This is a genomic window from Tistlia consotensis USBA 355 (assembly GCF_900177295.1).
Taxonomy (GTDB): domain Bacteria; phylum Pseudomonadota; class Alphaproteobacteria; order Kiloniellales; family DSM-21159; genus Tistlia; species Tistlia consotensis.
In genome coordinates this window covers 40,492-64,417 of the sequence record NZ_FWZX01000005.1, presented here as the reverse complement: position 1 = coordinate 64,417, position 23,926 = coordinate 40,492, and the positions used below count along the sequence as shown (strand labels likewise).

Genomic DNA, 23,926 nt, shown 5'->3' with positions numbered 1-23,926 from the left:
CTCCGGGCGACGCGATCGGAGCGGTCAGGCGGCGCCGCACGCCTCCGGCACGATCCAGCCCCGCTCGATGAAGGCCTCGCGGGTCGGCGCGTGGCCGAGCAGGCCGGCGGCCCGGGCCAGCACCAGGCAGTGCTGGGCGTGGGGCATCTCGGCCTTGCCGAGGCGCTTGCCGCGGGCCATCGCACGCGCGGTGTCGCGGTTGATGCGGTCGGCCTCCTCGGGTGTGAAGCCGCATTGCGAGAGCATCCGGATGTTGGACCGCCCGATCGTCTCGAAGTCGCAGAGGAAGGCGTCGAGGAACAGCGGCGCGGCGCGGCCCAGCGCGATGCGCCGCTCCTCGTCGAGCCCGGCCCAGAGGTGGCCCATCAGGTGGCGGAAGAAGCCCTGGTGACGGCCCTCGTCGATCAGGTGCTCGCGCACGGCGACGTGGAAGGCGTTGTCCGGCTCGGTCTCCTTCGACAGGCCGAACAGGCTTTCCGTGACGAAGTGCTCGGCGAAGCAGAGCGCCATCGTCTCGACCTCGCGGCGCAGCTCCGCGGGCGAGCCCTCGCGGGTGACGCGCACGCCCTTGACGAGGGCGGGCTCGCTGCCGGGCAGGGCAGGCGGCTCGAACCCGGTGACGCGCTCGACGTCGGCGATGAACTCGCGGGCGACGAAGGCGTGGTAGGTCTCGTCGGTCGCGATCGTCAGCGCGACCTGCCGGGTCGAATCGGGAATCGCACAGCCGGGCCCCTCGTTGGCCAGCTTGCCGCAGAGGTCGGCGACGACCTCGACCTCGAGCGCGGCGATGTCGCTCTGCCACTGGTAGGCCGTGCGGATCAGCAGCTCGCGGGCCGTCCCGGCGCCGCGCGACCTGACCAGGCGGTGCGCGGCGAGCGGCTGCAGCCGGGCCGGGAAGAGCTCCCGGGCCGTCTCCGCCTCGGAGACCCGGTAGCGGGCCAGGCCACGCACCGTGGCCCGCTCGTCCCACTGCTCGAGATAGCGCCGGCAGAAGCGGTCCAGGTCCATGCTCGCCTCGCATCAGGTCCGTTTCGTCTCACGCCGAGACTAGCCCGGATCCCATGGCGGGGCGACGGCTCCCTCGCCCCCGACCAGGTCCCACGTGGCCGCCGCGGCCTCCGAGTGTGACCGGGAATGACGGTTTTGCAACTTGACCGCCTGCGATGCGGAAGGGGATGTTTCGCTCTCCGTCTGCGCGGTGGGGCGTGACCCGAGCGCTGTCGTTCCACAGCTTCCCGGAGGAGCTTCCGAATGGACGAGATCAAGTCTGTCGATCGCGAGGACGAGCCGCGCTTCCTGATGGACGTCGAAGACCTCGATGCACGCGGCGCCGTGACCGCCCAGTTCTGCTACATCTGCCACTGCAGCACCTGGATCGACGAAAACGAGGCGGAGTGACGCGGGTTTCGGCGGCTTTGCCGCCGGGCGCGCAAGGCGCGGTCCGCCGGCGGCGGACGCGCCGCCCGGGCCGGTGCCCCTGTCTCAGGCCGGTGGCCGGGCCTCGATCCAGCCGCGTTCGACGAAGGCGTCGCGGGTCGGGCCATGCTCGAGCATGCCCGAGCCGGCGGCCAGGTCGAGGCAGTTCTGTGCGTGGGGAAGCTGCGGCTTGGTCAGCCTCGAGCGGCGCGCCAGGGCTTCGAAGGTCTCCCTGATGATTCGGTCCGCCTCCTCGGCCGCGAAGCCGCTCTGCTCCAGGAGCTCGAGGTTGGTCTGCCGCACCGCGGCCGCGTCGCAGAGGAAGGCGTCGAGGAAGAGCGGGACGATGCGCCCGAGCGCCCGCCGGCGCTCCTCGTCGAGCTCGGACCAGAGCTGCCGCAGGAGCAGGCGGAAAAAGCCCTGGTGCCGCCCTTCGTCGATCAGATGCTCGCGCATCGCGACCTGGAAGGCGCTGCCCGCATCGGCTTCCCTGGTCAGGCCGTAGAGGCTCTCGGTGACGAAGTGCTCGGCGAAGCAGAGCACCATGGTCTCGACCTCCCGCGTCAGCGTGTCGGGCGCGGCGCCGCGCGCCGCGACGAGACCCTTGAGCAGCAGGGTCTCGTCCTCCGGCGCGACCGGCACGATCCCGGTGAAGCGCTCGACGTCGGCGATGAACTCGCGGGCCGCGTAGGCGTGATAGCCCTCGTCGGTCGCGATCGTCAGCGCGACCTGACGGGCCGTCTCGGGAATCGGGCAGCCCGGTCCCGCGCTGGCCAGCCGGCCGCAGAGCCCGGCCACGACCTCGACCTCGAAAGAGGCGATGCCGCCCTGCCAGTTGCAGGCCGTGCGGACCAGCAGCTCGCGCAGCGTCGACTCGCCGCGCGCCCGGACGGCGGGATGTCCGGCAAGGGGCTGCAGGCTGGACGGGAAGAGCACGCCCTCCGCCTCGGCCTCGGTCACCCGGCGGCGCGCATGGCCGCGCACCGTGGCACGGCCGTCCCACTGCTCGATATAGCGCCGGCAGAAGCCGTCCAGGTCCGTCGTCGTCAGGTCGTCGCCCCTTTCATCGCCAGACTAGCCTGGATCGCGCGCCCTGGCGAAAGGCGTTCGCGCTCAGTCCGGCGGGCCGCTCAGCGCGAACTGGCCGAGGGCCAGCTCCTCGAAGGGGTCGAGCCCGGTCAGGGCGGCGAAGAAGGCCTGGTCGACGAAGCCGTTGGCGCAGGGCGAGAGCCCGAGGTCGGTCGCGCCGAGGTAGAGCGCCTCGAAGACCAAGCCGACGTGCAGCAGCGAGAGGCGGAGCGCGCCGCCGCGGTACTTCTGCGACAGGCGCGCGAGGCGGCTCGACAGAATCACCAGGCAATCGGGCCGGGCGTTCTCGAGGAACAGTCTCTCCGCGGCGTCCTGCATCATCGCCTCGAAGGTCGCGTCCGGTGCCGCGACGGGGGCCAGGGCGTGGGCGAGGCCGTCGTAGAAATGGAGCCCGCGCTCCAGCCCCGAGCAGCGGTTTACAGCCAGATAGAACTCGAGCTCGCCGAGCGCCCCGCCGGCCGGCACGTTGCGCAGCACCATGTCGCCCTCCATCGCCTGCTCGCGATCGCTGCGGCGCCGCGCGACGCTCCACAGCAGCGCGCCGAGGTCGGGCAGCGCGGGAGGCCGCGAGCCCGGGCGGCGCAGGGAGCGACGCCGCTCCATCAGCTCGGCGAAGGGGGAACTCGGCCGCTCCACAGGCTGCGGCAGCGCGATCCGCGTCGCTTCGGGCGCGCGCGGCCGCGGGCCCGCGGGCGGCACGTCGCGCGCGCCGGTCGTCGCGAACTCGAAGCGGCCGCCGGTCCCGAAGCCGGTCTGGCGCTGGAACAGCCACTCGGCCGGCGTCCAGGCCTCGGCGAAGGCGGAGACCGCACCGTCCGGGTGCAGGAAGCCGCAGCAGGCCAGGAACTCGGTCAGGCCATCCGGCAGCCCCCCCGGCAGGCCTTCCGGCGGGGGCGAGGCGGCGGGCGCCCTGCGCGCCAGGGCGGCGAGCGCCGGCAGCAGGGGCAGGCCCGCTCCCGGCACGACGATCTGCGCCTCGACCAGCGGATCGACCAGGCGCGGCGCCTCGCGGGCGAGCAACAGCAGGGCCTTCTCAGACAGCCGCCAGGTCGCGTCGACCGGCTCGGCCGGCGAGGCCGGGGCGAAGCTGCCGCGCAGCGGCTCGGCAAGCAGCAGGCGACGCCCGGGCGCGCCGTACCACCAGAGCAGCAGGCGCCCGCGGCGCAGGCGGTCGAGCAGCGCCTCGGCCTCGGCCCCCTGGTCGGGGGCGGCCGCGGCCGCCTCCGACCAGGCGGCCCGGGACAGCCCCTCGCCGAACAGCCTGCGCAGCAGTGCGCCGGTTTCCGGCAGGCGCCAGGCCAGGCTCGTCTCGAGGCCGCCGGTGAGCAGCAGCCGGGCGCTCGCTTCCGACCATTCGACGGCCGCCAGGTCGGGGTGGGGCCCGACGCAGAGGCTGTCGCCCGTCGCCTGGCCGGCGCTGCCGGCTGCCGGGGATCGACGCGTCGCTGGATCGGACATCGGCGGGCGGCTCCGCGGCAGGAGGGCGGGTTCGACGGTGCCGACACTGTCGGGAGCCCATGGCCGGAAAGCAAGCCGTCCGGCCGTTCGCGACGCCGCCGACGGACACCGCAAATCCCTGTTTCTGACAGGCAACTCAATGTTTTCCCGCTTGACAGGGGCGGCACCCGACCGGACGCTCGAGGTAGCGACGTACTATCATCCGCGCCTGCGGGCAGCGATGCCGTTTCGCCGGTGCATCCCATCGATGGAGGAACCGACTGTGGCTGACAAGGCGACTTGCGGACCGTTCGACGGTATCGAGGACCTGGACGAGCGGGATCTCACCGACGGAGCCCGCGTCTGCACCGGCTGCGTGCCTTGCGCCATCTGCAAGACGCCGGAAATCGAGGCTCTGGACGAACGGGACGACGATGGTCCGCGAGTCTGCTACAACAGGACCGGCGGCAGCCCGGAGCCCGAGATCGAGGCGCTGGACGCGGAAGACCTCGCTGCCGGCTTGCGCGCCTGCCCTGTGATGCCAGCCTGCTGGGGCTTCTGCAAGGCGCCGGAGGTCGAGGCGCCGGACGCGCGCGGCGACTGACCGGACGTCACCGCAATCGACAGGCCCCGTTGCCGGCTGTCCCGGCGGCGGGGCCCTTTTTCGCCGGGCCGTCAGCGGACAGATGGCCCGCGCGGCCGGACCGCCACCGTTGTCCGCGGGGCGGCAACCTCCTCGGATCAATCGGCCGCTGCCGCCGTGCCGCCCTCGCGTATGCTCGGCCGGCGGAGTCTCCTCGGGGGCCGGCGACCGGCAAGCAAGGCGGGAGGCTTTCGCGGCGCGGTCGAAAGACTCTGCAAATCCCTGATTCTGACGAGTAATTTAATGTTTCCCTGCTTGACAGAAGCGGCATTCGGTCCGCACGCTCGCAGCAACGACGGAGTATGATTCGGCGCCTGCACGCACCGATGTCGGTTTTGCTCGCTGCTTCCCATTGACGGAGGAACGGACCGTGGCTGACAAGGCGACCTACGGAGAGTTCGACGGCATCGAGGCGCTGGACGCCCGCGGCGCGGACGCGGCACGGATCTGCGCTTCCGCTTGCGTGACCTTCTGTACGAGCGGCAACGCGGTGGACGCTTCCGAGATCGAGGCGCTCGACGGCCGCGACGCCAGCCCGGCTCGCGCCTGCGTGGCCTTCTGTGTGAACGGCAACGCGGTCGACGCTTCCGAGGTCGAGGCGCTCGACCTGCGCAGCTAGGGTGGCGGAGCCGACGCCGGGGCCTGCAGCGGCTCGGGCGTCTGCGGCGCCCGATCTGCCGCCTCGCCGAAGAGTCTTGCGCGACGGCTGATCGGACGCCGCCGGACGCCGGGGATTGCGGCGGGCCTCCGAGCGTGGGAGAGCGAGCCTCTGATGCGCCCCCTTGAGATCGGCGTGATCGGCGCCGGCATGATCGGCCGCAAGCACATCGAGCGGATCCTGGCGCACCCGGACTTCGAGCTGGCCGGCATCGCCGACCCGGAGCGCGACGTCGTCGCCGCGCGCTACCCGGGCGAGCGGGTCGTCGCCGATCACCGGGCCCTGCTGGCCGAAGCGCGCCCCGACGCGGTGATCATCGCCTCGCCGAACCGGGCCCATGCCGAGACCGGCATCGACTGCGCGCGCAGCGGGGTGCACATCCTGGTCGAGAAGCCGGTCGCCGACACCGTCGAGGCCGCCGCCCGGCTGGTCGAGGAGTCACGCCGCGCCGGCATCAAGACGCTGGTCGGCCACCATCGCCGCCACCACCGGCAGGTCCAGGTGCTGCGTGGCCTGCTCGGCGCCGGCGAGATCGGCCGGCTGGTCGGCGTCTCGGTGGTCTGGGCGGTCTACAAGCCCGAGGCCTACTTCGAGGCCGGGCCCTGGCGCCGGGAGCCGGGCGGGGGCCCGATCCTGATCAACCTGATCCACGAGATCGACCTGCTGCGCTACCTGGTCGGCGAGATCGCCGCGGTCGGGGCCATGGCCTCGAACAGCCAGCGCGGCTTCGCGGTCGAGGACACGGCGGCGGCGCTGCTGGAGTTCGCCGAAGGCGCGCTCGCGACGGTCGTCGCCAGCGACAGCGCCGTCTCTCCCTGGAGCGTCGAGCAGGGCACCGGCGAGGTCCCCGACTTTCCCTTCAGCGGCGAGAGCAGCTACCGCTTCTTCGGCAGCCTCGGCGCGCTGGAGTTCCCGGACCTGGTGCGCTGGAGCCAGCCGGGCGGGCCGCCGAGCTGGAACCGCGCGGTGCTCGCGCAGCGGCTGCCGGCTCCGACGCTCGACCCCTACGTCGCGCAGCTCGACCATTTCCGCGACGTGATCCGCGGCGAGGCCGACTCCCTGCAGAGCGTCGAGGACGGCACCCGCACCCTGATCGCCACGCTGGCGGTCAGCGAGGCGGCCGGGACGGGCGCACGGATCGACCTGCGCCCCCGTTACGAGGCCCTGGCGGCGGGGTCGGCCGGATTCGCCGGTTGATCGCGCAGGCGGTCGCCCGATCCCGATGCACGGGACCTATGCTGCGCCGCGATATTGCCTTGCGCCCGATTCGGTGAGACGCTGAGGCGCCCTGGAGGACCGGGCCGGCACCAGCGACGAAACCGCATCCTCCACGGGCGGGGCAGAGGACATCCTCGATTGCGCGACGACCCTGGCGGGGCGGCCGGCTTTCCGGCCCGTCATTCAGTGTGCGGGCAGCGGCACCCGGCGCACCTGGCGGCGCTCGACCTGCGCCGAGAGCACGTAGCCGACCGTGCGCACCGTCTTGATCAGCGCCGGCTTCGAGGGGTTCTCCTCGATCTTCTTGCGCAGGCGGCCGATCAGCACGTCGATCGAGCGATCGTAGGGCGACCATTCGCGCGAGCGCGTCTTGTCGAGCAGCTGGTCGCGCGACAGCGGCCGGTTCGGCGCCTCGGCGAGGGCCAGCAGCAGGTCGAACTCGCCGGCGGTCAGCTCGATGTCCCGGCCGTTGCGGTTGGTCAAGGTGCGCCGGGTCACGTCGATGTCGTAGCCCGCGAAGCTGTAGACGGTCGAGGTGCCGCCGGGGTCGACAACGCGTGCGGCGCCGTCGGCGCGGCGCAGCACGCTGCGCACGCGGGCGATCAGCTCGTTCGGATCGAAGGGCTTGCAGACGTAGTCGTCGGCGCCCGACTCGAGGCCGTGGACACGGTCGTCCGGCCCGTCGACGCCGGTCAGCATGATGACCGGCAGGTCGCTGGTCTCACGGAGCTGGCGCAGGGCTTCGAAGCCGTCGCCGTCAGGCAGCAGCACGTCGAGCAGGATCAGGTCGACGCTGCCCTCGGTCAGCGCCTTCCTCATGTCGCTGGCCCTGGGCACGGCATCCACCTGGTATCCAGCCCTTCCAAGAAGCGTGGATACCATTGCCCGAACCTGCGCATCGTCCTCGACGACCAGAATGCGCGAAGAGTTCCCCAAGCATCGCTCCCGGAACGACTATGGAACGGTTTCTATAGTAACGGGGTACGCTCTACAAGGCGCCGCTGCAACACGCAACGGTTCCTTGTTCGGCCGGCCGTTCCGCGCCGTCGGGGAGCCTGTTTCAAGGCGCTTTTCGGGACGCGATTCCGGGTGCCGCGGGAACCATGGAGCATCGAACGCATTTTTGCCATCGGGTGCCCGCAGGGTGGCCGCTGTCGGCTCCAACTATTTGTGAGTGCGGCAGCTTGCGCGACGCCGCGGGCATTCCAAGCTACTTCCCATCTGGCTCACGAGGTAACGGGAATGAAGGAGCAGGCAGGGGTCGAGCCCGGTCGCGGCGCGCTTGCGTCGGATCCGGGGGGCGCTCCCTTCGAGGTTGCAGGCTTGGTGGTTCCTCCCCAGCAGCGGATGGCCATGCCGATTCAGCGGCTGGAGGCCGTGCCGCTGCTGCGGCTGTTCGGCGAGCCGGCGCGTCTGGCGCCGGCCCGGATCGCCGCGACGCCGGTGCCGCCGGCAGCTAACGACGACCGCTGAGCCCAAGACCCTCGATGGGCAAGCAGCAGCGCCTCGAAGCGGTTCTCAACCGCGCGCTCGTGTTCATCGCGGCGCTGGCGACGGCCGCGATTGCCGCCTCGGCCTTCGCCAGTGTGCTCGCCGTCGACGGCTGGCAGCCGCTCGACGTGGCTCTGCTCGGCATCTTCGCCCTGCTGACCGCCTGGATCGCGGTGCCGGCCTGGGCCTCGCTGGCCGGCGGGCTGGCCCGGCTCGGCGGCTGGCGTCCGGCCGGCTTCCGACGCGCCGAGGCCGAGGCCGAGCTGCGCCGCCGCACCGCCGTCGTGATGCCGGTCTACAACGAGGACACCGGCCGGGTCTTCGGCAACCTGCAGGCGATGATCGAGGACCTGGAGCGCCTGGGCGTCGCCAGGCGCTTCGACTTCTTCGTGCTGTCCGACACCACCGACGCCTCGGTCTGGCTGGCCGAGGAGCGCGCCTGGGCCGACCTGCGCCGGCGCCTCGGCAACCGCGTCCAGCTGTTCTACCGGCGCCGCGCCGTCAACCGCGAGCGCAAGAGCGGCAACCTCTCCGACTTCGTGACCCGCTGGGGCGGCGGCTACGACTTCATGCTGGTGCTCGACGCCGACAGCCTGATGGCGGCCGAGACCATGGTCGAGATGGTCCGGCGCATGGCGGCCAATCCCGATGCCGCGCTGATCCAGGTGCCGCCGCGCTCGATCGGCCGCAGGTCGCTCTTCGCCCGCTTCCAGCAGTTCTCCGGCGCCCTGGTCGGCCGCACCGCGGCCCAGGGCCAGGCCTTCTGGCAGCTCGGCGAGGGCAACTACTGGGGCCACAACGCGATCCTGCGCGTCGCCGCCTTCGCCGGCAGCTGCGGCCTGCCGCAGCTGCCCGGCCCGCGACCCTTCGGCGGCGCGATCCTGAGCCACGACTTCGTCGAGGCGGCGCTGCTGCGCCGCGCCGGCTGGAAGGTCTGGATGTGCCCGGAGCTGGGCGGCAGCTGGGAAGAGCCGCCGCCGAGCCTGCTCGACTTCGCGGTGCGCGACCGCCGCTGGTGCCAGGGCAACATCCAGCATGCCGCGGTGGTGCCGGCCGAGGGGCTGCACCTGCTCAGCCGGGTCCACCTGGTGATGGGCATCCTGTCCTACCTGGCCGCGCCGCTCTGGCTGCTGTTCCTGGCCGGCGGCCTGCTGCTCGGCTTCCAGCAGGCGCTGGCGACGCCGGAGTACTTCGTGCCCGGCGATCCTTTCCCGGTCTGGCCGGCCTCGGTCGCCGCCGATGCGCTCCGGCTGTTCGGGCTCAGCCTGGTGCTGCTGTTCATTCCCAAGATCATCGCCTGGATCGAGGCGATGCTGGACGGCGGCCTGGCCCGCCGGCTCGGCGGCCGCTTCCACCTGACCCTGTCGCTGCTGCTGGAGTGCATCCTCGCGACGCTGCTGGCGCCGGCCATGATGCTGCTGCACAGCCGCTTCGTCATCGAGGTGCTGTCCGGCGCCGACAGCGGCTGGCGGCCGCAGCAGCGGGCCGAAGGCGACTTCCCGCTGGTCGCCGCGCTCAGGGCGCACGGCAGCGAGGTCGCGATCGGCCTGCTGCTGGGCGTCGCCGCCAGGCTGCTGCCCGGCACGCTCGGCTGGTGGTACCTGCCGCTGGCCGGCGGCCTGGTGCTGACGCCGCTGCTCAGCTGGGCGACCGCCAAGCGCTCGGTCGGTGCCTGGCTGGGCCGGCGCGGCCTGTTCCTGATCCCCGAGGAGGTCGAGCCGCCCTTCGTCGTCGTCCGCGCCCACGAGCTGGCGGCCGAGGAAGCCCCGCTGCCGCCGCGCGACCCGCTCGGCGCCGTCGCCGGGGACCGCGAGCTCTGGAGCCTGCACCGCTCGATCCTGCTGGCGGTCGGCGAGACCGCCCCGGACGGCGACGCGCTCGACGAGGCGCGGGACAAGTTCGCCCGCGGCGCGCCGCTGACCGGCAAGGAGCAGGCCCTGCTGCTCGCCGACCTCGAGACGGTCGAGAGGCTGAGGGCGCCGGCGGCCGGCCGGGCGCTCAGCGTTGTCTCAGATTCGACAGCGGAAAATCCGCGGTCTCCTGCACTAGCCTGACCAGGGCCTCGGCGGCGGCCGCGACCAGGCGCTCGCCGAGGTCGGCCGACGCGAGGCGCGGGTCGCCGCAGGCGCCGGTCTCGTGCAGGTCCTGGGTCATCCAGGCGAAGGGCGTCGGACCGACGGCGTTGAGGTGGCGGTAGGTCTCGGCCCAGTCGGCGCTGGCCGGGCGGAAGTCGGCGAAGCGCTCCCGGCGCACCAGGTCCGGGCGCAGGTGCAGCATCATCGAGGTCTCGACCGCGCCGCCGTGGATGCCGTGGCGCAGCTCCGTCTCGGGCAGGCTGCCGGCCGGCAGCACCTGCGCCGGCGGCGCCAGGCGCCACCAGTCGGCCTGGACGACCAGCAGGCCGCGCTCGATGCGCAGCCGGCGCGCGGCGAAGTCGACGACCTGCGGCTGGCCGCCGTGGCTGTTGAAGATCACCAGCTTGCGCAGGCCGGCACGCGCCAGCGAGCGGCCGATGTCGTGCCAGACGTGGGCGAGGCGCCCAGGCTCGATGGTCAGGGTGCCCGGGAAGCCCTGGTGCTCCTCGGAGCGGCCGTAGACCAGCTCGGGCAGGAAGCTTGCCGTCAGCTCCGGCGGCATTATCTCCATGGCCTGGCGGACGATGCCGCGGTTGATCTCGGCGTCGACCGAGAGCGGCAGGTGCGGGCCGTGCTGCTCGGTCGCCGAGACCGGCAGGACCAGCACCGTCCGTTCCGGGTCGAGCGCCGCCACCTCGGGCCAGGTCAGGTCGGCGAAGGTGCGGGCGATCGCGGGGGGCGTGGTCAAGGGGGCGTTTCCGACAGGTCGATGACAGAGCACAGCTATAGCAGCCCGGCCGCGGCCGGTCAGGCCCCGACGCCGCCGGTGCCGGCCGGGGCGCGGCGCAGCCTGCTGGCCAGCGGCCTGCTGTCCCTGATCACCGGCGGCCTGCTGCTGACCCTGCTCGGGTTCTGGTCGAGCCTGGCCCTCGACCTGCCGCCGGCGGCCGCGGGCCGGGCGCTGCTGCTCTACGGCTGCCTCTGCCTGCTGGTCCTGCTCGGCCTGCCGGGCCACCTGCCGCTGGCGCGCTTCGGCCCGGCCAACGGCATCACCCTGCTGCGCGGCATCGCGGCCTGCTGGCTGGCCGCGCTGATCGGCCAGGACCTGGCCACGCCGCTCGACGCGCTGCCCGCCGCGGTCGCCGCCTTCGCCCTGCTGCTCGACGCCTGTGACGGCTGGGCGGCGCGGCGCGGCGGCTGGGCCACCGCCTTCGGCGCCCGCTTCGACATGGAGTGCGACGCCTTCTTTCTGGCGGTGATCGCCGCGCTGGCGGTCGACCAGGGCCGGCTCGGTCCCTGGGTGCTGCTCGCCGGCGCCCTGCGCTACCTCTTCGTCGCCGCCGGCTGGCGCTGGTCCTGGCTGCGCGGGCCGCTGGCGCCGCGCTGGAGCCGCAAGGCCGCCTACGCGATCATGGCCGCGGTGCTGGTCGCGAGCCTGGTGCCGGACCTGCCCGGACCATTGGCCGGATCGGCGGCCGCCCTGGCCCTGGCGCTGCTGGCCGGCTCCTTCCTCCGCGACGTCCGGGCGCTCCGGCGCCGTGCTGCTGCGGGAGACGAGACATGACCCTCGAGAGACGCGTCGCCGCCGCCTTCTTCGCGGTCCTCCTGTCGCTCTGCCTCGGCCTGCTGCCGCCCGCCGCGGCGCGCGCCGAGCCGGCGCGCTACGTCACCGACCCGGATCACGCCGTGGTCGCCTTCCTGGTCTCGCACATCGGCTACGAGAAGGTGCTCGGCCGCTTCACCGGGGTGACGGGCAGCTACCTCTTCGACGAGGCGGCGCCGAGCCTCTCGGACCTCGAGGTGACGATCGCCGCGGCCAGCGTCGACACCCGCCACCGGGACCGCGACGGCCACCTGCGCAGCGGGGACTTCCTGGCCGCCGAGGCGCACCCGGACATCCGCTTCGTGATGACCTCGGCCGAGCCGACCGGCGCGCGCACCGGCCTGGTGACCGGCGACCTGACGCTGCGCGGCGTGACCCGTCCGGTGACGCTCGAGGTCACCTGGAACAAGACCGGCGCCTATCCCTTCGGCAACAGCTACGTGACCGGCATCTCGGCGCGCACGCGCTTCAAGCGCAGCGACTTCGGCATGACTTACGGCGTCGCCGACGGCCTGGTCGGCGACGAGGTCGAGGTGATCATCGAGGTCGAGGCGATCCGCCAGTAGCCCGCCCGGGGCCGGCGCGGCTATTAAGGGCCATGACCGACCTTCTGCCGCCGGCCGACGAGGGCCTCTACGAGCCGCTGCTGCGGCCCGCCTGGCGGCTCGGCCACCTGGGCCAGAGCCTGGACGGCTTCATCGGCACGGCGGGCGGCCGGGGCGACGTGATCAACGGCGCCGAGAACCTGGACCATCTGCACCGCCTGCGCGCCCTGGCCGACGCGGTGGTCGTCGGGGCCGGCACGGTCGCGGCCGACGATCCGCAGCTGACCGTGCGGCGCGTGCCGGGGCGGAATCCGGTGCGGGTCGTCATCGATCCGCGCGGCGCCCTGGAGCCCGGCCACCGCCTGTTCCAGGACGGCGCCGCGCCGACCCTGCAGGCCAGCCTGGCGCCAGGCCGGGCGCCGGGGCTGGCCGAGCGGCTGACCGTCGCCGAGCGGGAGGGGACCCTGTCGCTGGCCGACCTGGTCGAGCAGCTGGCCGCGCGCGGGCTCGCGCGGATCTTCGTCGAGGGCGGCGGCGTGACGGTCTCGCGCTTCCTCGCCGCCGGCCAGCTCGACCGCCTGCAGCTCTGCGTCGCGCCCCTGCTGCTGGGCGGCGGCAAGCGCGGCCTCGGCCTGCCGCCGGCCGGCCGGATGGCCGAGGCCTGGCGTGCGCCCTGCCGCTGCTGGCGGATGGGTCCGGACGTGCTGTTCGACTTCGACCTGGCCGCGCAGGGATAGGCCGGGCGCCCACGCGGCCATCGGGCGGCCGCCGTCACAGCGGCAGGGCGAGCAGGTCCCGGTGCCCGACGCGCAGCCGCAGGCGGCCGTCCCTCAGATCGCCAAGATGGCTGTCGAGCCAATCCTTTAAAGCCGTTTCCTCGACTTCTTCGCGAACCAGGTCCGCGGCCGCGACGCCGCGCAGCCAAGCCTCGACCAGGGCGCCGTCCTCGGGGTCGAGGATCCAGTCGCTGGCGGCGCCGGCGACCTGCAGGCCGGCCTCGCGCAGCACCCGCTCGGCGACCGCCGGGGCGGTGGGACCGAGGGCCGGGCCCAGGCCCTTCGGGCGCTGCAGGTCGCGGACGAAGGTCTCGAACACCGGGCCGTCGGCCGCGTGCCGGGGGGCGAGGTCGATGCGGCCGTCGACGCTGAGGGCGAAGTGGAAGGCGGCGCCGGCGTGCCGGCGGATCAGCCGTTCCAGCCAGCGCTCGGAGACCAGGTCGAGCAGCGCCGAGGCGGTGACCAGGTCGGCGCTCGGCCAGTCGAAGCCGTCGAGCTCGCCGAGCTGCGTCGCGACCTCGGCGGACCAGCCCTCGCCGGAGGCCCGCCGCGGCAGGCGTTCGAGCAGGGCGGCGTCGTGGTCGAAGGCGGTCCAGCGCTGGCCGATACCGAGGGAGGGGGCGAGGGCGCGCAGGTTGGCGCCGCTGCCGCAGCCGAGGTCGAGCACCCGGAGCCCGCCGCGCTCGGGCACCCAGGTCGCGAGCAGGCGCCTGAGGCCGCGATCCCGGCTGCGCGCGTCGACCGGCTCGCGCAGCGACAGCCAGTCTGCGCTGAAGTCACCCATGGCGGAGGAGGCGCGCGGCGACCTCGGGGGGTGCCGCGAGCGCGCTCTCGAAGCGCTCGGCGGCGGCCGGCCAGTCCGGCAGCAGGTCGCGGGCGCGCCGTGCCGCCGCGGCCAGCGAGCGGCGCTGCGACCGGCTTTCCAGCAGGTCGGCGAGGCGCGCGGTCAAGGGCTCGCGCTCGCCGGCCGGCACCGTTGCGACGCTGTCGGGCGGCAGCTCGCCGACGATCGCCGCGCGCGCGCTGCACAGCACCGGCAGGCCGCGCGCCAGGGCCTCGGCGATCGCCATGCCGTAGCCCTCGAGCCGGGAGGGCTGCAGGTAGAGGTCGGCCGAGGCGTAGAGCCCGGCGAGCGCGCCGGGCTCGAGCTCGCCGGGGAACGCGACCCGCCCGGCGAGCCCGAGGGCGGTCGCCCGGGCTTCCACGCCGGCCGCGAAGCCGGGGTCGCGGGCGGCGCCCGCCAGGGTCAGCCGCCAGGGCAGCCCGGCGAGCGGCGCCAGGGCCTCGATCAGCAGGTCCTGGCCCTTGCGCGGGATCAGCGAGCCGACGCAGAGCAGGTGCGGGCAGCGGCCGTCGCCGCCGAGCGCCAGCGGCGCCGGGGTGGTGCCCGGCGGCACCACCCGCAGCCGCTCGGCGGGCACGGCGTAGTCACGGCCGAGCGTCTCCGCGGTCGCACCGGAGGTCGTGACGACCCGCTGGGCCGCGGTCAGGGCGCTGCGCTCGCTGTCGCGCAGGGCGCGGACCTGCTCCGGCGCCAGTCCGCTCTCCGCCGCCAGGGGATGATGGACCAGCAGGGTCAGCGGCAGGCGCCCGCCCAGCGCCGCCATCGCCTCCGGCAGCACCCCGGCGGCGAGGCCGTCGACGACCAGGGGGCGGCCGTCGGGCAGGGTCGCGAGGCGCGCCTCGGCCTCGGCGCGCCGAGGCTCCGACGGGAAGGGGAAGCCGTCCGGCAGCTCGACGAGCTCGACGGCCCGGCCGCGCCGGCGCAGGCCCTCGACGATCCACCGGTCGTAGAGGAAGCCGCCGGTCAGCGTGCCCAGGCGCCCCGGCACGGCGAAGGCCAGGGGCATCCCCTCGGTCTCGGCCGGCCCGGACCGGCTCATGCCGGCAGCGCCGCCTCGTAGGCGGCCCAGGCGACGTGGGATTCGGCGAGCGTCACCTTGAGGCCGGTCAGGCCGGTGGCGGCGGGCCCGAGGCCGCCCTCCGCGATGCGCGCGGCGAGCTGCCGCCAGACCCAGTTCGCCAGGAACTCGGTGGTGGTGTTGCGTCCGCGGAAGGCCTCGAGCGCATCGAGGTTGCGGTAGTTGATCTCGGCGAGCACGGCCTTCAGGGCCTCGGCGGCCTTGCCGATGTCGACGACCAGGCCGTCGGCGTCGAGCTCGGCGCGGCGGAACTCGGCGTCGACCACGTAGGTCGCGCCGTGCAGGGCCTGGGCCGGGCCGAAGATCGCGCCCTCGAAGCTGTGGGCGATCATGACGTGGTCGCGAACGGTCAGCGAGAACACCGGCGTCGGGCTCCTTCAGTCGTCGTAGCGGATGCGCACGCAGAGCGCGTCGCCGTCGGGGCCGAGCAGGCCGGGCAGGGCGTCCGGCAGCTCGGCGAAGCGGATCTCGTGCGAGAACAGGCGGTCCAGCGCCGGCTCGGTCAAGAGCGAAAGCGCCAGGGTCAGGCGGTCGCGCCGGCTGCGGCGCGCGCGCCGGGCCGTCGCGACCTCGCCGACCTGCGAGGACAGCAGAGTCAGGCGCCGGGAATGGAAGTCCTCGCCGAGCGGCAGCGGCACCGCGCGGTCGCCGTACCAGGACAGCTCGACCACGGTCGCCTCGAAGCCGGCCAGCGCCAGGGCCGTCGCGGCGCCCGCCGGGCTGCCCGAGCAGTGGAAGGCCAGGTCGCAGTCGCCGCCGGTCGCGTCCGCGGCCCCTGCCGGTTCGGCGAAGCCGACGCCGAGCGCGCCGGCGACGGCGCGGCGCGCCGGATTGCTGTCGACCAGGGTGACCTGCGCGCCCGGCAGGCGGCCGCACAGCCAGGCGACCAGGCAGCCGAGCAGGCCGCCGCCGACCACGGCGATGCGGTCGCCGACGCGCGGGGCGGCGTCCCAGAGGGCGTTGACCGCGGTCTCCAGGTTGGCGGCCAGCACCGCGCGCTCGGGCGGCACGCCCTCGGGCAGCGGCAGCAGGGCGTCGGCCGGCACGCGGTAGCGCTCCTCGTGCGGGTGCAGGCAGAAGACGCTGCGTCCCCGCAGCGCCGCTGGCCCGTCCTCGACCGTGCCGACCGAGACGTAGCCGTACTTGACCGGGAAGGGGAAGTCGCCCTGCTGGAAGGGCGCGCGCATCCGCCCGGCCTGGCTGGCCGGGACGCGCCCCGCGAAGACCAGCGCCTCGGTGCCGCGGCTGAGCGCGCCCCAGCGCGCCCGCACCAGGGCCGTGCCGGCCTGCGCCGCCGCCGGGGCGCTGTCGCGCAGTTCGGCGCTGCCCGGGGAGCCGTACCAGAGGGCGCGGGAGAGGGTCATGGCGGGGAGGCTAGGGCGGTGGCGGCCGAGCGCAACCGTTTTCCGCCGGCCCCCCGCCCCGGCGCCGGCAGGGCTGTCATGCCTTGCCGTGCGCCCCGGGTCTCCATAGTGTCGCGCCGAACCTGCCGGCAGCCGGGAGCAACCCGGCGCGGCGAGCCCTAGGGACAGTTGCGGACTCCCTGTCGATGAGCCTGTCTTCCGAAGCCGGCGTCGGTCCGTCGCGGCAGCTCGGCCTGCTGCGCGTCGTGCTGACCGTCTGCCTGCCCTTCGCCGCGGCCTATTTCGTCTCCTACCTGTTCCGCTCGGTGAACGCCGTGATCTCGGGCCGCCTGACCGGCGAGCTGCACCTGACGGCCAGCGACCTCGGCCTGCTGACCGCCGCCTACTTCCTGGCCTTCGCCTGCTTCCAGCTGCCGCTCGGCGTGCTGCTCGACCGCTTCGGGCCGCGCCGCGTCCAGGCGGTGCTGCTGGTCATCGCCGCGGCGGGCGCCCTGGTCTTCTCGCTGGGCGAGGACCTCGACCTTCTGATCGCCGGGCGCGCGCTGATCGGCCTGGGTGTCGCCGGCTGCCTGATGGCCGCCTTCAAGGCCGTGTCGCTGTGGTTCCCCCAGGAGCGCTGGCCGCTGCTCAACGGCTGCATGCTCGGCATGGGCGGGCTCGGCGCCGTCGCCGCGACCGCGCCGGTCGAGGCGGCCCTGACGCTAACCGACTGGCGCGGCCTGTTCGCCGGCCTCGCCGGGCTGACCCTGGCCATCGCCGCCCTGATCTTCCTGGTCGTGCCCGAGCGCCACGACCAGCCGAGGGCGGGCGGCCTGCGCGACCAGCTCGCCGGCCTCAGGGCGATCTTCGCCAGCCGCGTCTACTGGGCGATCATGCCGATGACCGTGACCGGCATCTCGGCCGCCATGTCGATCCAGACGCTCTGGGCCGGGCCCTGGCTGCGCGACGTCGCCGGGCTCGACCAGGATGCCATCGCCGAGCGGCTGCTGGTCAACTCGCTGACCCTGACCGCCGGCTTCGTGTTCGGCGGCCTGCTGGCGGACCGGCTGCGCAAGCTCGGGATCGGCCTCGGCAGCCTGCTGGTCGGCGGCCTGGTGATCTTCGGGCTGATCCAGGCGGTCTTCGTGCTGCGCCTCGACGTCCAGGCGCTCTGGCCCTGGGCGCTGTTCGGCCTCTTCTCCAATCTCGGCACGGTCTACGCCTACCCGCTGCTCGCCCGCAGCTTCCCGCTGGCCTACGCCGGGCGGGCCAACACGGCGATGAACGTCGCCAGCTTCTTCTCGGTGTTCGGCGTGCAGTACGCGATCGGCGGCCTGCTCGACCTGCTGGCGCCCTCGGCCGGCGGCGCCTACCCGCCGCAGGCCTACTCGATGGCCTTCGGGCTGTTCCTCGGCCTGCAGGCGCTGGCGCTCGCCTGGTACTTCCTGTTCCGGCCGCGCGGCTCGGCGCGGCTCGGCTAGGCGGGCAGGGCAGCGGGCGTGCGCAGGCTGCTCGCCGGGGAGCTGACCCGGGGACCCCAGGGCGAGCGCATCGCCCAGGGCCTGCTGCTGGTCGCGCCGGCGCTCTTCGCCACCAACATGCTGGTGGCGCGCGCCGCCGCCGACTTCATCCCGCCGGTCGCGCTTGCCTTCTGGCGCTGGTTCCTGGTCTTCCTGATGATGCTGCCGCTGGCCGGGCCGTCGCTCTGGCGGCAGCGCGAGGTGCTGCGCGCCGAGTGGCCGGTGCTGACGCTGCTCGGCGCGCTCGGCATGGGCGTCTGCGGCGCCTTCGTCTACATCGGGGCGCACAGCACGACCGCGACCAACATCGGCCTGATCTACGCCAACTCGCCGGTGCTGATCGTGCTGCTGGCCGCCGTCTGCTTCGGCGAGCGGCTGCGCCCGGTCCAGCTGCTCGGCGCCGGCCTCGCCTTTGCCGGCATGCTGGTGCTGGTCGCCAAGGGCGATCCCGGCGTGCTGCTCGACCTGCGCTTCGTCGCCGGCGACCTCTGGATCGCCGCCGCGACCCTCGGCTGGTCGGTCTATTCGGTGGTGCTGCGCTACGTGCCGAGCCGGCTCGACGGCATGACGCGCTTCACGGCGATCTGCCTGTTCGGCGTCGCCGTCCTGCTGCCGTTCCACCTCTGGGAGGCCGTGACGCTCGGGCCGCCGACGCTCGACCTCAGGACCGTCGGCTTCGTGCTGCTGCTCGCCGTCGTCGCCGGCTTCGCGGCCTACCAGGTCTACGGCCTGATCCTGCAGACCCTCGGCGCGGCGCGGACCGGGCTGCTGCTCTACCTGATGCCGCTCTACAACGCCGGGCTCGCGGTGCTGCTGCTCGGCGAGCGGCTGCACGGCTATCACCTGGCGGGCGCCGCCCTGGTCATTCCGGGCCTCCTGCTGGCCAACGCCGCGACACGACGCCGCTGACCCCGGGGCGGCCGGGGGCGGGGCCAGGAACCGGGCGGGGAGCGGGTGGGGGGCGGGGGCGGGGCCGTCCGGGCCGCCACAATCTTGCCTTGATTGAGGCGCGCGGCGGCCATGATCGCTCTCAAGATTATTTCCACGGAGACTTCCCCTCTCTGTCCGAGGTTTTCCAGTCGGCCTCTCATGCCCCCCAATGAGACTGGACAAGACGGCCGCCGGTTCCGACCCCCGGCGGCCGTCGTCGTTCCGGGGCCTGCCTTCGTTCCGGGCCGGCCGGTCGCGGCAGCGAAATGCCCGGAACGGCAGCGACTCTCTCGACAGCCCCGGTCGGTCTGCTATAGCCCCTGCCGCATGGGCGGGATCGCGGCAGGCGGAACGGCAGGGGAGGGGACGGCGGCGGGCGCGCCGCTGGCGGCCGAGGCGCTGGCCTGCCGGCGCGGCGAGCGCCTGCTCTTCGAGAAGCTGGACTTCGTTCTGCCGCCGGGCGGGCTGCTGCTGCTCACCGGGCCGAACGGCAGCGGCAAGTCGAGCCTGCTGCGCCTGCTCGCCGGCCTGCTGCGGCCGGCCGCCGGCCGCCTGACCTCGGGTGGCCAGCCGGTCTTCGAGGAGCTCGGCGCCTACCAGGCCCGGCTGCACTTCCTCGGCCATCAGGAGGCCGCGAAGCCGGTGCTGAGCGGCCGCGAGAACCTCGAGTTCTGGTGCCGCCTGCGCGGCGCCGGCACTGCCCGCATCGACGCCGCCCTCGCGGCCTTCGAGCTCGAGGAGCTGGCGGCGCAGCCGATGCGGCTCTATTCCGCCGGCCAGAAACGCCGGCTGGCGCTCGCCCGCCTGCTCGCCGCGCCGGCGCCGCTCTGGCTGCTCGACGAGCCGAGCGTCGGCCTCGACAGCCGCTCGGTCGCGCGCCTCGTCGCCGAGATCGAGGCGCACCGGGGCCGCGGCGGCCAGGTCGTGCTGGCGACCCACGTCGACCTCGGCCTCGCCGCGCCGCAGAGCCTCGGCCTCGCCGAGCATGCCCCGGCGCCGCTCGAGCTGGCGGAGTGGCACTGGTGACGGGGCCCGGGAGCGGAGGTCGATGAGCGGTCTCTGGGCCCTGATCCGGCGCGACCTGCGGCTGGCGCTGCGCCAGCGCGGCGACCTGCTGACCGCGGTGCTGTTCTTCCTGCTGACCGCCGCGCTCTTCCCCTTCGGCATCGGCCCGGAGCCGAACCTGCTGCTGCGCATCGCCCCGGGCATCCTCTGGGTCACCGCGCTGCTCGCCGTGCTGCTGTCGCTGGAGCGGCTGTTCCTCGCCGACTGGGAGGACGGCTCGCTCGACCTGCTGCTGCTGGCGCCGCAGCCGCTCGAGGCCATGGTGCTGGCCAAGGTCCTGGTGCACTGGCTGACCAGCGGTCTGCCGATCCTGCTTTCGGCGCCGCTGGCGGCGCTGCTCTACGGCCTGCCGGCGCACGCGCTGCCGGTCCTGCTGCTGGCTCTGGCGCTCGGCACGCCGAGCCTCAGCCTGCTCGGCGCGACGGCCGCGGCCCTGACCCTCGGCGCCCGGCGCGGCGGCGTGCTGCTGCCGCTGCTGACGATGCCGCTCTACATCCCGGTGCTGGTGTTCGGCGTCGCGGCGGTCGATGCCAGCCTTGCGGGCTTCAGCGTTCGCCCCCATCTGCTGCTGCTCGGTGCCCTGCTGCTGGTCAGCCTGCCGGTCGCCGCCCTTTCCGGGGCGGCCGCCTTGAGGCAGACTGCGGAGTAGGAGAACGACGAATGAGACCGGCGACTGACGGAGATCAAGGCCGGCAGCGACTTCCTGTCGCTTGATTGCGCTTCCTGGAGCGGACAGAACACCCGACGTGAGCGAAATTGCCCGTAGCCCCGGCGGTGCCTGGTTGCACCGCTTCGCCAGCCCGGCGCGCTTCCTGCGCCTCGCCGGTGCCGTCCAGCCGTGGCTGGCCGGCGGCACCCTGGTCCTGATGGCCCTCGGCCTCTATCTGGCGCTCTTCGATTCGCCGCCGGACTACCAGCAGGGCGAGAGCGTCCGGATCATGTACATCCACGTGCCGGCGGCCTGGATGGCGCTCTTCGTCTATGCCTGCATCGCGGTCGCCAGCGCCTCGCTGCTGGTCTGGCGCCACCCGCTGGCCGGCCTGTTCGCCAAGGCCAGCGCGCCGATCGGCGCCGGCTTCACCTTCCTGGCGCTGGTCACCGGCTCGCTGTGGGGCAAGCCGATGTGGGGCACCTGGTGGGTCTGGGACGCGCGCCTGACCTCGGTGCTGATCCTGTTCTTCCTCTATCTCGGCCTGATCGCCCTGACCAACGCCTTCGAGAGCCCGGAGCGCGGCCAGCGCGCCAGCGCCGTGCTGGCCCTGGTCGGCAGCGTCAACCTGCCGATCATCAAGTTCTCGGTCGACTGGTGGAACACGCTGCACCAGCCGGCCAGCATCACGCGCATGGGCACGCCGGCGATCGATCCCTCGATGCTCTGGCCGCTCTTTTCGATGGCAATCGCCTTCACACTCTACTACTTCTGGGTCGTGATCGTCCGTGTCCGGGGCGAGCTGATCGAGGCGCGCCTGCGCGCCCTCACCCGCCTGCAGACGGAAGGGCGCTGAGCGGATGGGTTCGCTCGATGATTTTCTCGCGATGGGTGGCTATGCGGTCTACGTCTGGCCGGCCTACCTGCTGGCGGCCATCGTGCTGATCGGCCTGTTCGCGGTCTCGCGCGCCGAGCTGCGCAGGCGCGAGCGGCACCTGCAGGCGCTCGAGCGGAGCCGCGGCGCCGCCGGCCACCGGCGCCGGCGCGGCGGAGACGCGCGATGACCCGCAAGCGCCGCCGCCTGATCATCCTGCTGCTCGCCATGCTGTCGCTCGGCACGGCGACCGCCCTGGTGCTGTCCGCCTTCAACGACAACCTGGTGTTCTTCTATTCGCCGAGCCAGCTGATGAAGGCCGGGCTGCCGTCCGACCGGCTGGTGCGGATCGGCGGGCTCGTGGTCGACGGCTCGGTCCAGAAGGGCCCGGGCAGCCGGGTCGCCTTCTCGGTCACCGACACCAACGAGAAGGTGCCGGTGGTCTACGACGGCATCCTGCCCGACCTGTTCCGCGAGGGGCAGGGCGTGGTGGTCCAGGGCCGGATGCAGCCCGACGGCAGCTTCAAGGCCGTCGAGGTGCTGGCCAAGCACGACGAGAAGTACATGCCGCCCGAGGTCGCCGAGGCCCTGAAGCAGTCCGGCGAGTGGCGCCGCCAGGGTGGCGAGGCCGGCGCGGCCGCTGGCCAAAAGGAGAGCACGACCCAATGACTCCGGAGCTCGGCCTCTTCGCCCTGATCCTGGCCCTGGCCGTGGCGCTGGTGCAGGGCAGCGTGCCGGTGATCGGCGCGGCCCGCGGCAAGCCGGGCTGGATGGCCGTCGCCGAGCCGGCTGCGATCGCCCAGTTCGTCTGCGTCGCCGTCGCCTTCGGCACGCTGATCTGGGCCTACGTGGTCAGCGACTTCACGGTCGCGACCGTCGCCGCGAACTCGAACTCGACGATCCCGCTGCTCTACAAGATCACCGGCGCCTGGGGGAACCACGAGGGCTCGATGGTCCTCTGGGTGCAGATCCTGACGCTGTTCGGCGCCGCGGTCGCCCTCTTCGGGCGCAACCTGCCGCCCAGCCTGCGGGCCCGCACGCTCGGCGTGCAGGCCTGGATCTCGATCGGCTTCCTGTCCTTCACGATCCTGACCTCGAATCCCTTCGCCCGGGTCTTCCCGCCGCCGGCCGACGGCAACGACCTCAACCCGCTGCTCCAGGACCCCGGCCTCGCCTTCCACCCGCCGATGCTCTACACGGGCTACGTCGGCTTCTCGATCGTCTTCGCCTTCGCCGTCGCGGCGCTGCTCGAGGGCCGGGTCGACGCCGCCTGGGCCCGCTGGGTCCGGCCCTGGACCCTGGCCGCCTGGTGCTTCCTGACCGCCGGCATCGCGCTCGGCAGCTGGTGGGCCTACTACGAGCTCGGCTGGGGCGGCTGGTGGTTCTGGGACCCGGTCGAGAACATCTCCTTCATGCCCTGGCTGGTCGGCACGGCGCTGCTGCACTCGGCGATCGTCGTCGAGAAGCGCAACGCCCTGAAGGCCTGGACCATCCTGCTGGCGATCCTGACCTTCTCGCTCAGCCTGATCGGCACCTTCGTGGTCCGCTCGGGCCTGATCACCTCGGTGCACTCCTTCGCCGTCGATCCGAGCCGCGGCCTCTACATCCTGCTGCTGCTCGCCGTCGCGATCGGCGGCTCGCTGCTGCTCTTCGCGATCCGCGCGCCGGTGCTCAAGCCCGGCGGCCTGTTCGCGCCGGTCAGCCGCGAGGGCGGGCTGGTGCTGAACAACCTGCTGCTCGCCACGGCAGCGGCGACGGTCTTCATCGGCACGCTCTATCCGCTGTTCCTCGAGGCGCTGGGCGGCGGCCGGGTCTCGGTCGGCCCGCCGTTCTACAACCTGACCTTCGTGCCGCTGATGATGCCGCTGGTGCTGGTCATGGGCGCCGGCCTGCTGCTGCCCTGGAAGCGTGCCGACCTGGCCGGGCTGCTCGGCCGGCTCAAGGTCGCGCTGGCGCTCGCCGTCGCCGCCGCCCTGGTCGCGCTCTGGCTCTACGACGGCACGCCGATCATGCCGATTCTCTGGACCGGGCTGATCGTCTGGCTGGTCGCCGGTACCCTGACCGAATGGGCCGAGCGGGTCCGGCTGTTCCGCGCACCGCTCGCCGAGAGCTGGCGTCGCGCCCGGCTGCTGCCGCGCAGCGCCTACGGCGCGACCGTCGCGCACCTCGGCCTCGCCATCGCCATCGCCGGCATGGTCGGCGCCGGCAGCTTCAAGCAGGAGTCGGTCGAGGCGCTGAGCCCGGGCCAGTCGATCGACCTGGCCGGCTACCACTATCTGTTCAAGGACGTCGAGCGGGTGCAGGGGCCGAACTGGGTGGCCGACCAGGGAACCTTCGAGGTGACCCGGCCAGGGCCGAACGGGGCCGAGCTGGTGACGACGCTGCAGCCGCAGCGGCGCTTCTATCCGGTGACCAGGCGCAACACCACCGAGGCGGCGATCCACACGACCGGCTTCGCCGACCTCTACGCGGTGATCGGCGACCCGGCCGAGAACAAGGCCGGTGCCTGGGTCGTGCGCATCTACCAGGAGCCGATGGTGCCCTGGCTCTGGGTCGGCGCCCTGACCATGATGCTGGGCGGCCTGCTGTCGCTCTCCGACCGTCGCCTCAGGGTCGGCGCGCCGCGCCGAGCGGTCCGCGCGCCGGCCCTCGTCCAGCCCGCGGAGTAGCTC

The 23,926-nt window shown here is 73.4% G+C and carries 25 protein-coding genes; 16 read left to right on the top strand and 9 right to left on the bottom strand.

From position 1 onward, the window contains the following. Positions 1 to 24 precede the first annotated feature (24 nt). Entirely contained in the window at positions 25 to 1,008 is a 984-nt protein-coding gene (locus tag B9O00_RS08675; RefSeq protein ID WP_085122081.1) for a diiron oxygenase, read from the bottom strand. Positions 1,009 to 1,251: 243 nt separating this feature from the next. On the opposite strand from B9O00_RS08675, the gene B9O00_RS33020 reads away from it, so the two are divergent. Next, the gene (locus B9O00_RS33020; protein WP_159460149.1) at positions 1,252 to 1,398 is read left to right on the top strand and encodes a hypothetical protein; all 147 of its coding nucleotides are present in this window, start codon (positions 1,252 to 1,254) and stop codon (positions 1,396 to 1,398) included. Positions 1,399 to 1,482: 84 nt separating this feature from the next. Here the strand turns inward: B9O00_RS33020 and B9O00_RS08670 are convergent, their stop codons facing one another. Continuing rightward, a complete protein-coding gene (locus B9O00_RS08670) occupies positions 1,483 to 2,400 on the bottom strand; it encodes a diiron oxygenase (protein WP_159460148.1) in 918 nt (305 codons plus the stop codon). Positions 2,401 to 2,529: 129 nt separating this feature from the next. Continuing rightward, positions 2,530 to 3,963 (bottom strand): SagB family peptide dehydrogenase, encoded by a 1,434-nt coding sequence (locus B9O00_RS08665; RefSeq protein ID WP_089229645.1) that lies wholly within the window; start codon positions 3,961 to 3,963, stop codon positions 2,530 to 2,532. A 262-nt stretch (positions 3,964 to 4,225) separates the two neighbouring features. Here B9O00_RS08665 and B9O00_RS08655 point away from each other — a divergent pair, with 262 nt between their 5' ends. From B9O00_RS08655 to B9O00_RS08645, 3 genes are all read left to right on the top strand, one after another. Then, positions 4,226 to 4,546, top strand: a complete 321-nt coding sequence (locus B9O00_RS08655; protein ID WP_085122077.1) for a hypothetical protein — start codon at positions 4,226 to 4,228, stop codon at positions 4,544 to 4,546. Positions 4,547 to 4,955: 409 nt separating this feature from the next. Then, positions 4,956 to 5,204: a hypothetical protein gene (locus B9O00_RS08650; RefSeq protein WP_085122076.1), complete on the top strand. Its 249-nt coding sequence runs from the start codon at positions 4,956 to 4,958 to the stop codon at positions 5,202 to 5,204. Positions 5,205 to 5,357: 153 nt separating this feature from the next. Continuing rightward, entirely contained in the window at positions 5,358 to 6,440 is a 1,083-nt protein-coding gene (locus B9O00_RS08645; protein WP_085122075.1) for a Gfo/Idh/MocA family protein, read from the top strand. Between the two features lie 204 nt (positions 6,441 to 6,644). On the opposite strand, the gene B9O00_RS08640 is transcribed toward B9O00_RS08645, so the two are convergent. Next, positions 6,645 to 7,397 carry a response regulator gene (locus B9O00_RS08640; protein WP_085122074.1) on the bottom strand — a complete coding sequence of 251 codons (753 nt, stop codon included), beginning with the start codon at positions 7,395 to 7,397 and terminating at the stop codon, positions 6,645 to 6,647. A 551-nt stretch (positions 7,398 to 7,948) separates the two neighbouring features. On the opposite strand from B9O00_RS08640, the gene mdoH reads away from it, so the two are divergent. Then, positions 7,949 to 10,006: a glucans biosynthesis glucosyltransferase MdoH gene (mdoH, locus tag B9O00_RS08635; RefSeq protein ID WP_085122073.1), complete on the top strand. Its 2,058-nt coding sequence runs from the start codon at positions 7,949 to 7,951 to the stop codon at positions 10,004 to 10,006. Here mdoH and B9O00_RS08630 read toward each other — a convergent pair. After that, positions 9,951 to 10,775 (bottom strand): creatininase family protein, encoded by an 825-nt coding sequence (locus tag B9O00_RS08630; RefSeq protein ID WP_218822830.1) that lies wholly within the window; start codon positions 10,773 to 10,775, stop codon positions 9,951 to 9,953. The genes mdoH and B9O00_RS08630 overlap by 56 nt on opposite strands. Positions 10,776 to 10,796: 21 nt before the next feature. Here B9O00_RS08630 and B9O00_RS08625 point away from each other — a divergent pair, with 21 nt between their 5' ends. Genes B9O00_RS08625 through B9O00_RS08615 form a run of 3 tightly spaced genes read left to right on the top strand, consistent with a single transcriptional unit; the run spans position 10,797 to position 12,912 of the window. Beyond that, on the top strand, positions 10,797 to 11,591 hold the full coding sequence (locus tag B9O00_RS08625) for a CDP-alcohol phosphatidyltransferase family protein (RefSeq protein WP_085122072.1): 795 nt from the start codon (positions 10,797 to 10,799) through the stop codon (positions 11,589 to 11,591). Next, entirely contained in the window at positions 11,588 to 12,196 is a 609-nt protein-coding gene (locus tag B9O00_RS08620; protein WP_085122071.1) for a YceI family protein, read from the top strand. Before B9O00_RS08625 ends, B9O00_RS08620 begins: the two co-directional genes overlap by 4 nt. A gap of 32 nt (positions 12,197 to 12,228) precedes the next feature. Beyond that, on the top strand, positions 12,229 to 12,912 hold the full coding sequence (locus tag B9O00_RS08615; RefSeq protein ID WP_085122070.1) for a RibD family protein: 684 nt from the start codon (positions 12,229 to 12,231) through the stop codon (positions 12,910 to 12,912). 34 nt (positions 12,913 to 12,946) lie between these two features. On the opposite strand, the gene B9O00_RS08610 is transcribed toward B9O00_RS08615, so the two are convergent. The 4 genes from B9O00_RS08610 to B9O00_RS08595 are packed head-to-tail and all read right to left on the bottom strand — an operon-like array spanning position 12,947 to position 16,237. Continuing rightward, positions 12,947 to 13,735 carry a class I SAM-dependent methyltransferase gene (locus tag B9O00_RS08610; RefSeq protein ID WP_085122069.1) on the bottom strand — a complete coding sequence of 263 codons (789 nt, stop codon included), beginning with the start codon at positions 13,733 to 13,735 and terminating at the stop codon, positions 12,947 to 12,949. Next, positions 13,728 to 14,834, bottom strand: coding sequence for a glycosyltransferase family 4 protein (locus tag B9O00_RS08605; protein ID WP_085122068.1), 1,107 nt, complete (start codon positions 14,832 to 14,834; stop codon positions 13,728 to 13,730). Before B9O00_RS08605 ends, B9O00_RS08610 begins: the two co-directional genes overlap by 8 nt. Continuing rightward, positions 14,831 to 15,235, bottom strand: a complete 405-nt coding sequence (locus B9O00_RS08600) for a 6-pyruvoyl trahydropterin synthase family protein (RefSeq protein ID WP_085122067.1) — start codon at positions 15,233 to 15,235, stop codon at positions 14,831 to 14,833. Before B9O00_RS08600 ends, B9O00_RS08605 begins: the two co-directional genes overlap by 4 nt. Positions 15,236 to 15,250: 15 nt before the next feature. Continuing rightward, positions 15,251 to 16,237, bottom strand: a complete 987-nt coding sequence (locus B9O00_RS08595) for a zinc-dependent alcohol dehydrogenase (RefSeq protein WP_085122066.1) — start codon at positions 16,235 to 16,237, stop codon at positions 15,251 to 15,253. Positions 16,238 to 16,422: 185 nt separating this feature from the next. Between B9O00_RS08595 and B9O00_RS08590 the strand changes: the two genes are divergently transcribed. The 8 genes from B9O00_RS08590 to B9O00_RS08555 all read left to right on the top strand — a co-directional run bounded on the left by B9O00_RS08590 (position 16,423) and on the right by B9O00_RS08555 (position 23,923). Further along, positions 16,423 to 17,697, top strand: a complete 1,275-nt coding sequence (locus B9O00_RS08590) for an MFS transporter (RefSeq protein WP_085122065.1) — start codon at positions 16,423 to 16,425, stop codon at positions 17,695 to 17,697. A gap of 18 nt (positions 17,698 to 17,715) precedes the next feature. Next, positions 17,716 to 18,645, top strand: coding sequence for a DMT family transporter (locus B9O00_RS08585; RefSeq protein ID WP_218822831.1), 930 nt, complete (start codon positions 17,716 to 17,718; stop codon positions 18,643 to 18,645). Between the two features lie 348 nt (positions 18,646 to 18,993). Beyond that, on the top strand, positions 18,994 to 19,692 hold the full coding sequence (gene ccmA, locus B9O00_RS08580) for a heme ABC exporter ATP-binding protein CcmA (RefSeq protein ID WP_085122064.1): 699 nt from the start codon (positions 18,994 to 18,996) through the stop codon (positions 19,690 to 19,692). Positions 19,693 to 19,714: 22 nt separating this feature from the next. Further along, positions 19,715 to 20,380: a heme exporter protein CcmB gene (ccmB, locus tag B9O00_RS08575; protein ID WP_085122063.1), complete on the top strand. Its 666-nt coding sequence runs from the start codon at positions 19,715 to 19,717 to the stop codon at positions 20,378 to 20,380. A gap of 133 nt (positions 20,381 to 20,513) precedes the next feature. After that, positions 20,514 to 21,236: a heme ABC transporter permease gene (locus tag B9O00_RS08570; protein WP_085122062.1), complete on the top strand. Its 723-nt coding sequence runs from the start codon at positions 20,514 to 20,516 to the stop codon at positions 21,234 to 21,236. A gap of 4 nt (positions 21,237 to 21,240) precedes the next feature. Next, positions 21,241 to 21,444, top strand: coding sequence for a heme exporter protein CcmD (gene ccmD, locus B9O00_RS08565; RefSeq protein ID WP_085122061.1), 204 nt, complete (start codon positions 21,241 to 21,243; stop codon positions 21,442 to 21,444). Then, a complete protein-coding gene (gene ccmE, locus B9O00_RS08560; RefSeq protein ID WP_085122060.1) occupies positions 21,441 to 21,923 on the top strand; it encodes a cytochrome c maturation protein CcmE in 483 nt (160 codons plus the stop codon). Before ccmD ends, ccmE begins: the two co-directional genes overlap by 4 nt. Then, the gene (locus tag B9O00_RS08555) at positions 21,920 to 23,923 is read left to right on the top strand and encodes a heme lyase CcmF/NrfE family subunit (RefSeq protein ID WP_085122059.1); all 2,004 of its coding nucleotides are present in this window, start codon (positions 21,920 to 21,922) and stop codon (positions 23,921 to 23,923) included. Before ccmE ends, B9O00_RS08555 begins: the two co-directional genes overlap by 4 nt. Positions 23,924 to 23,926: the final 3 nt, after the last annotated feature.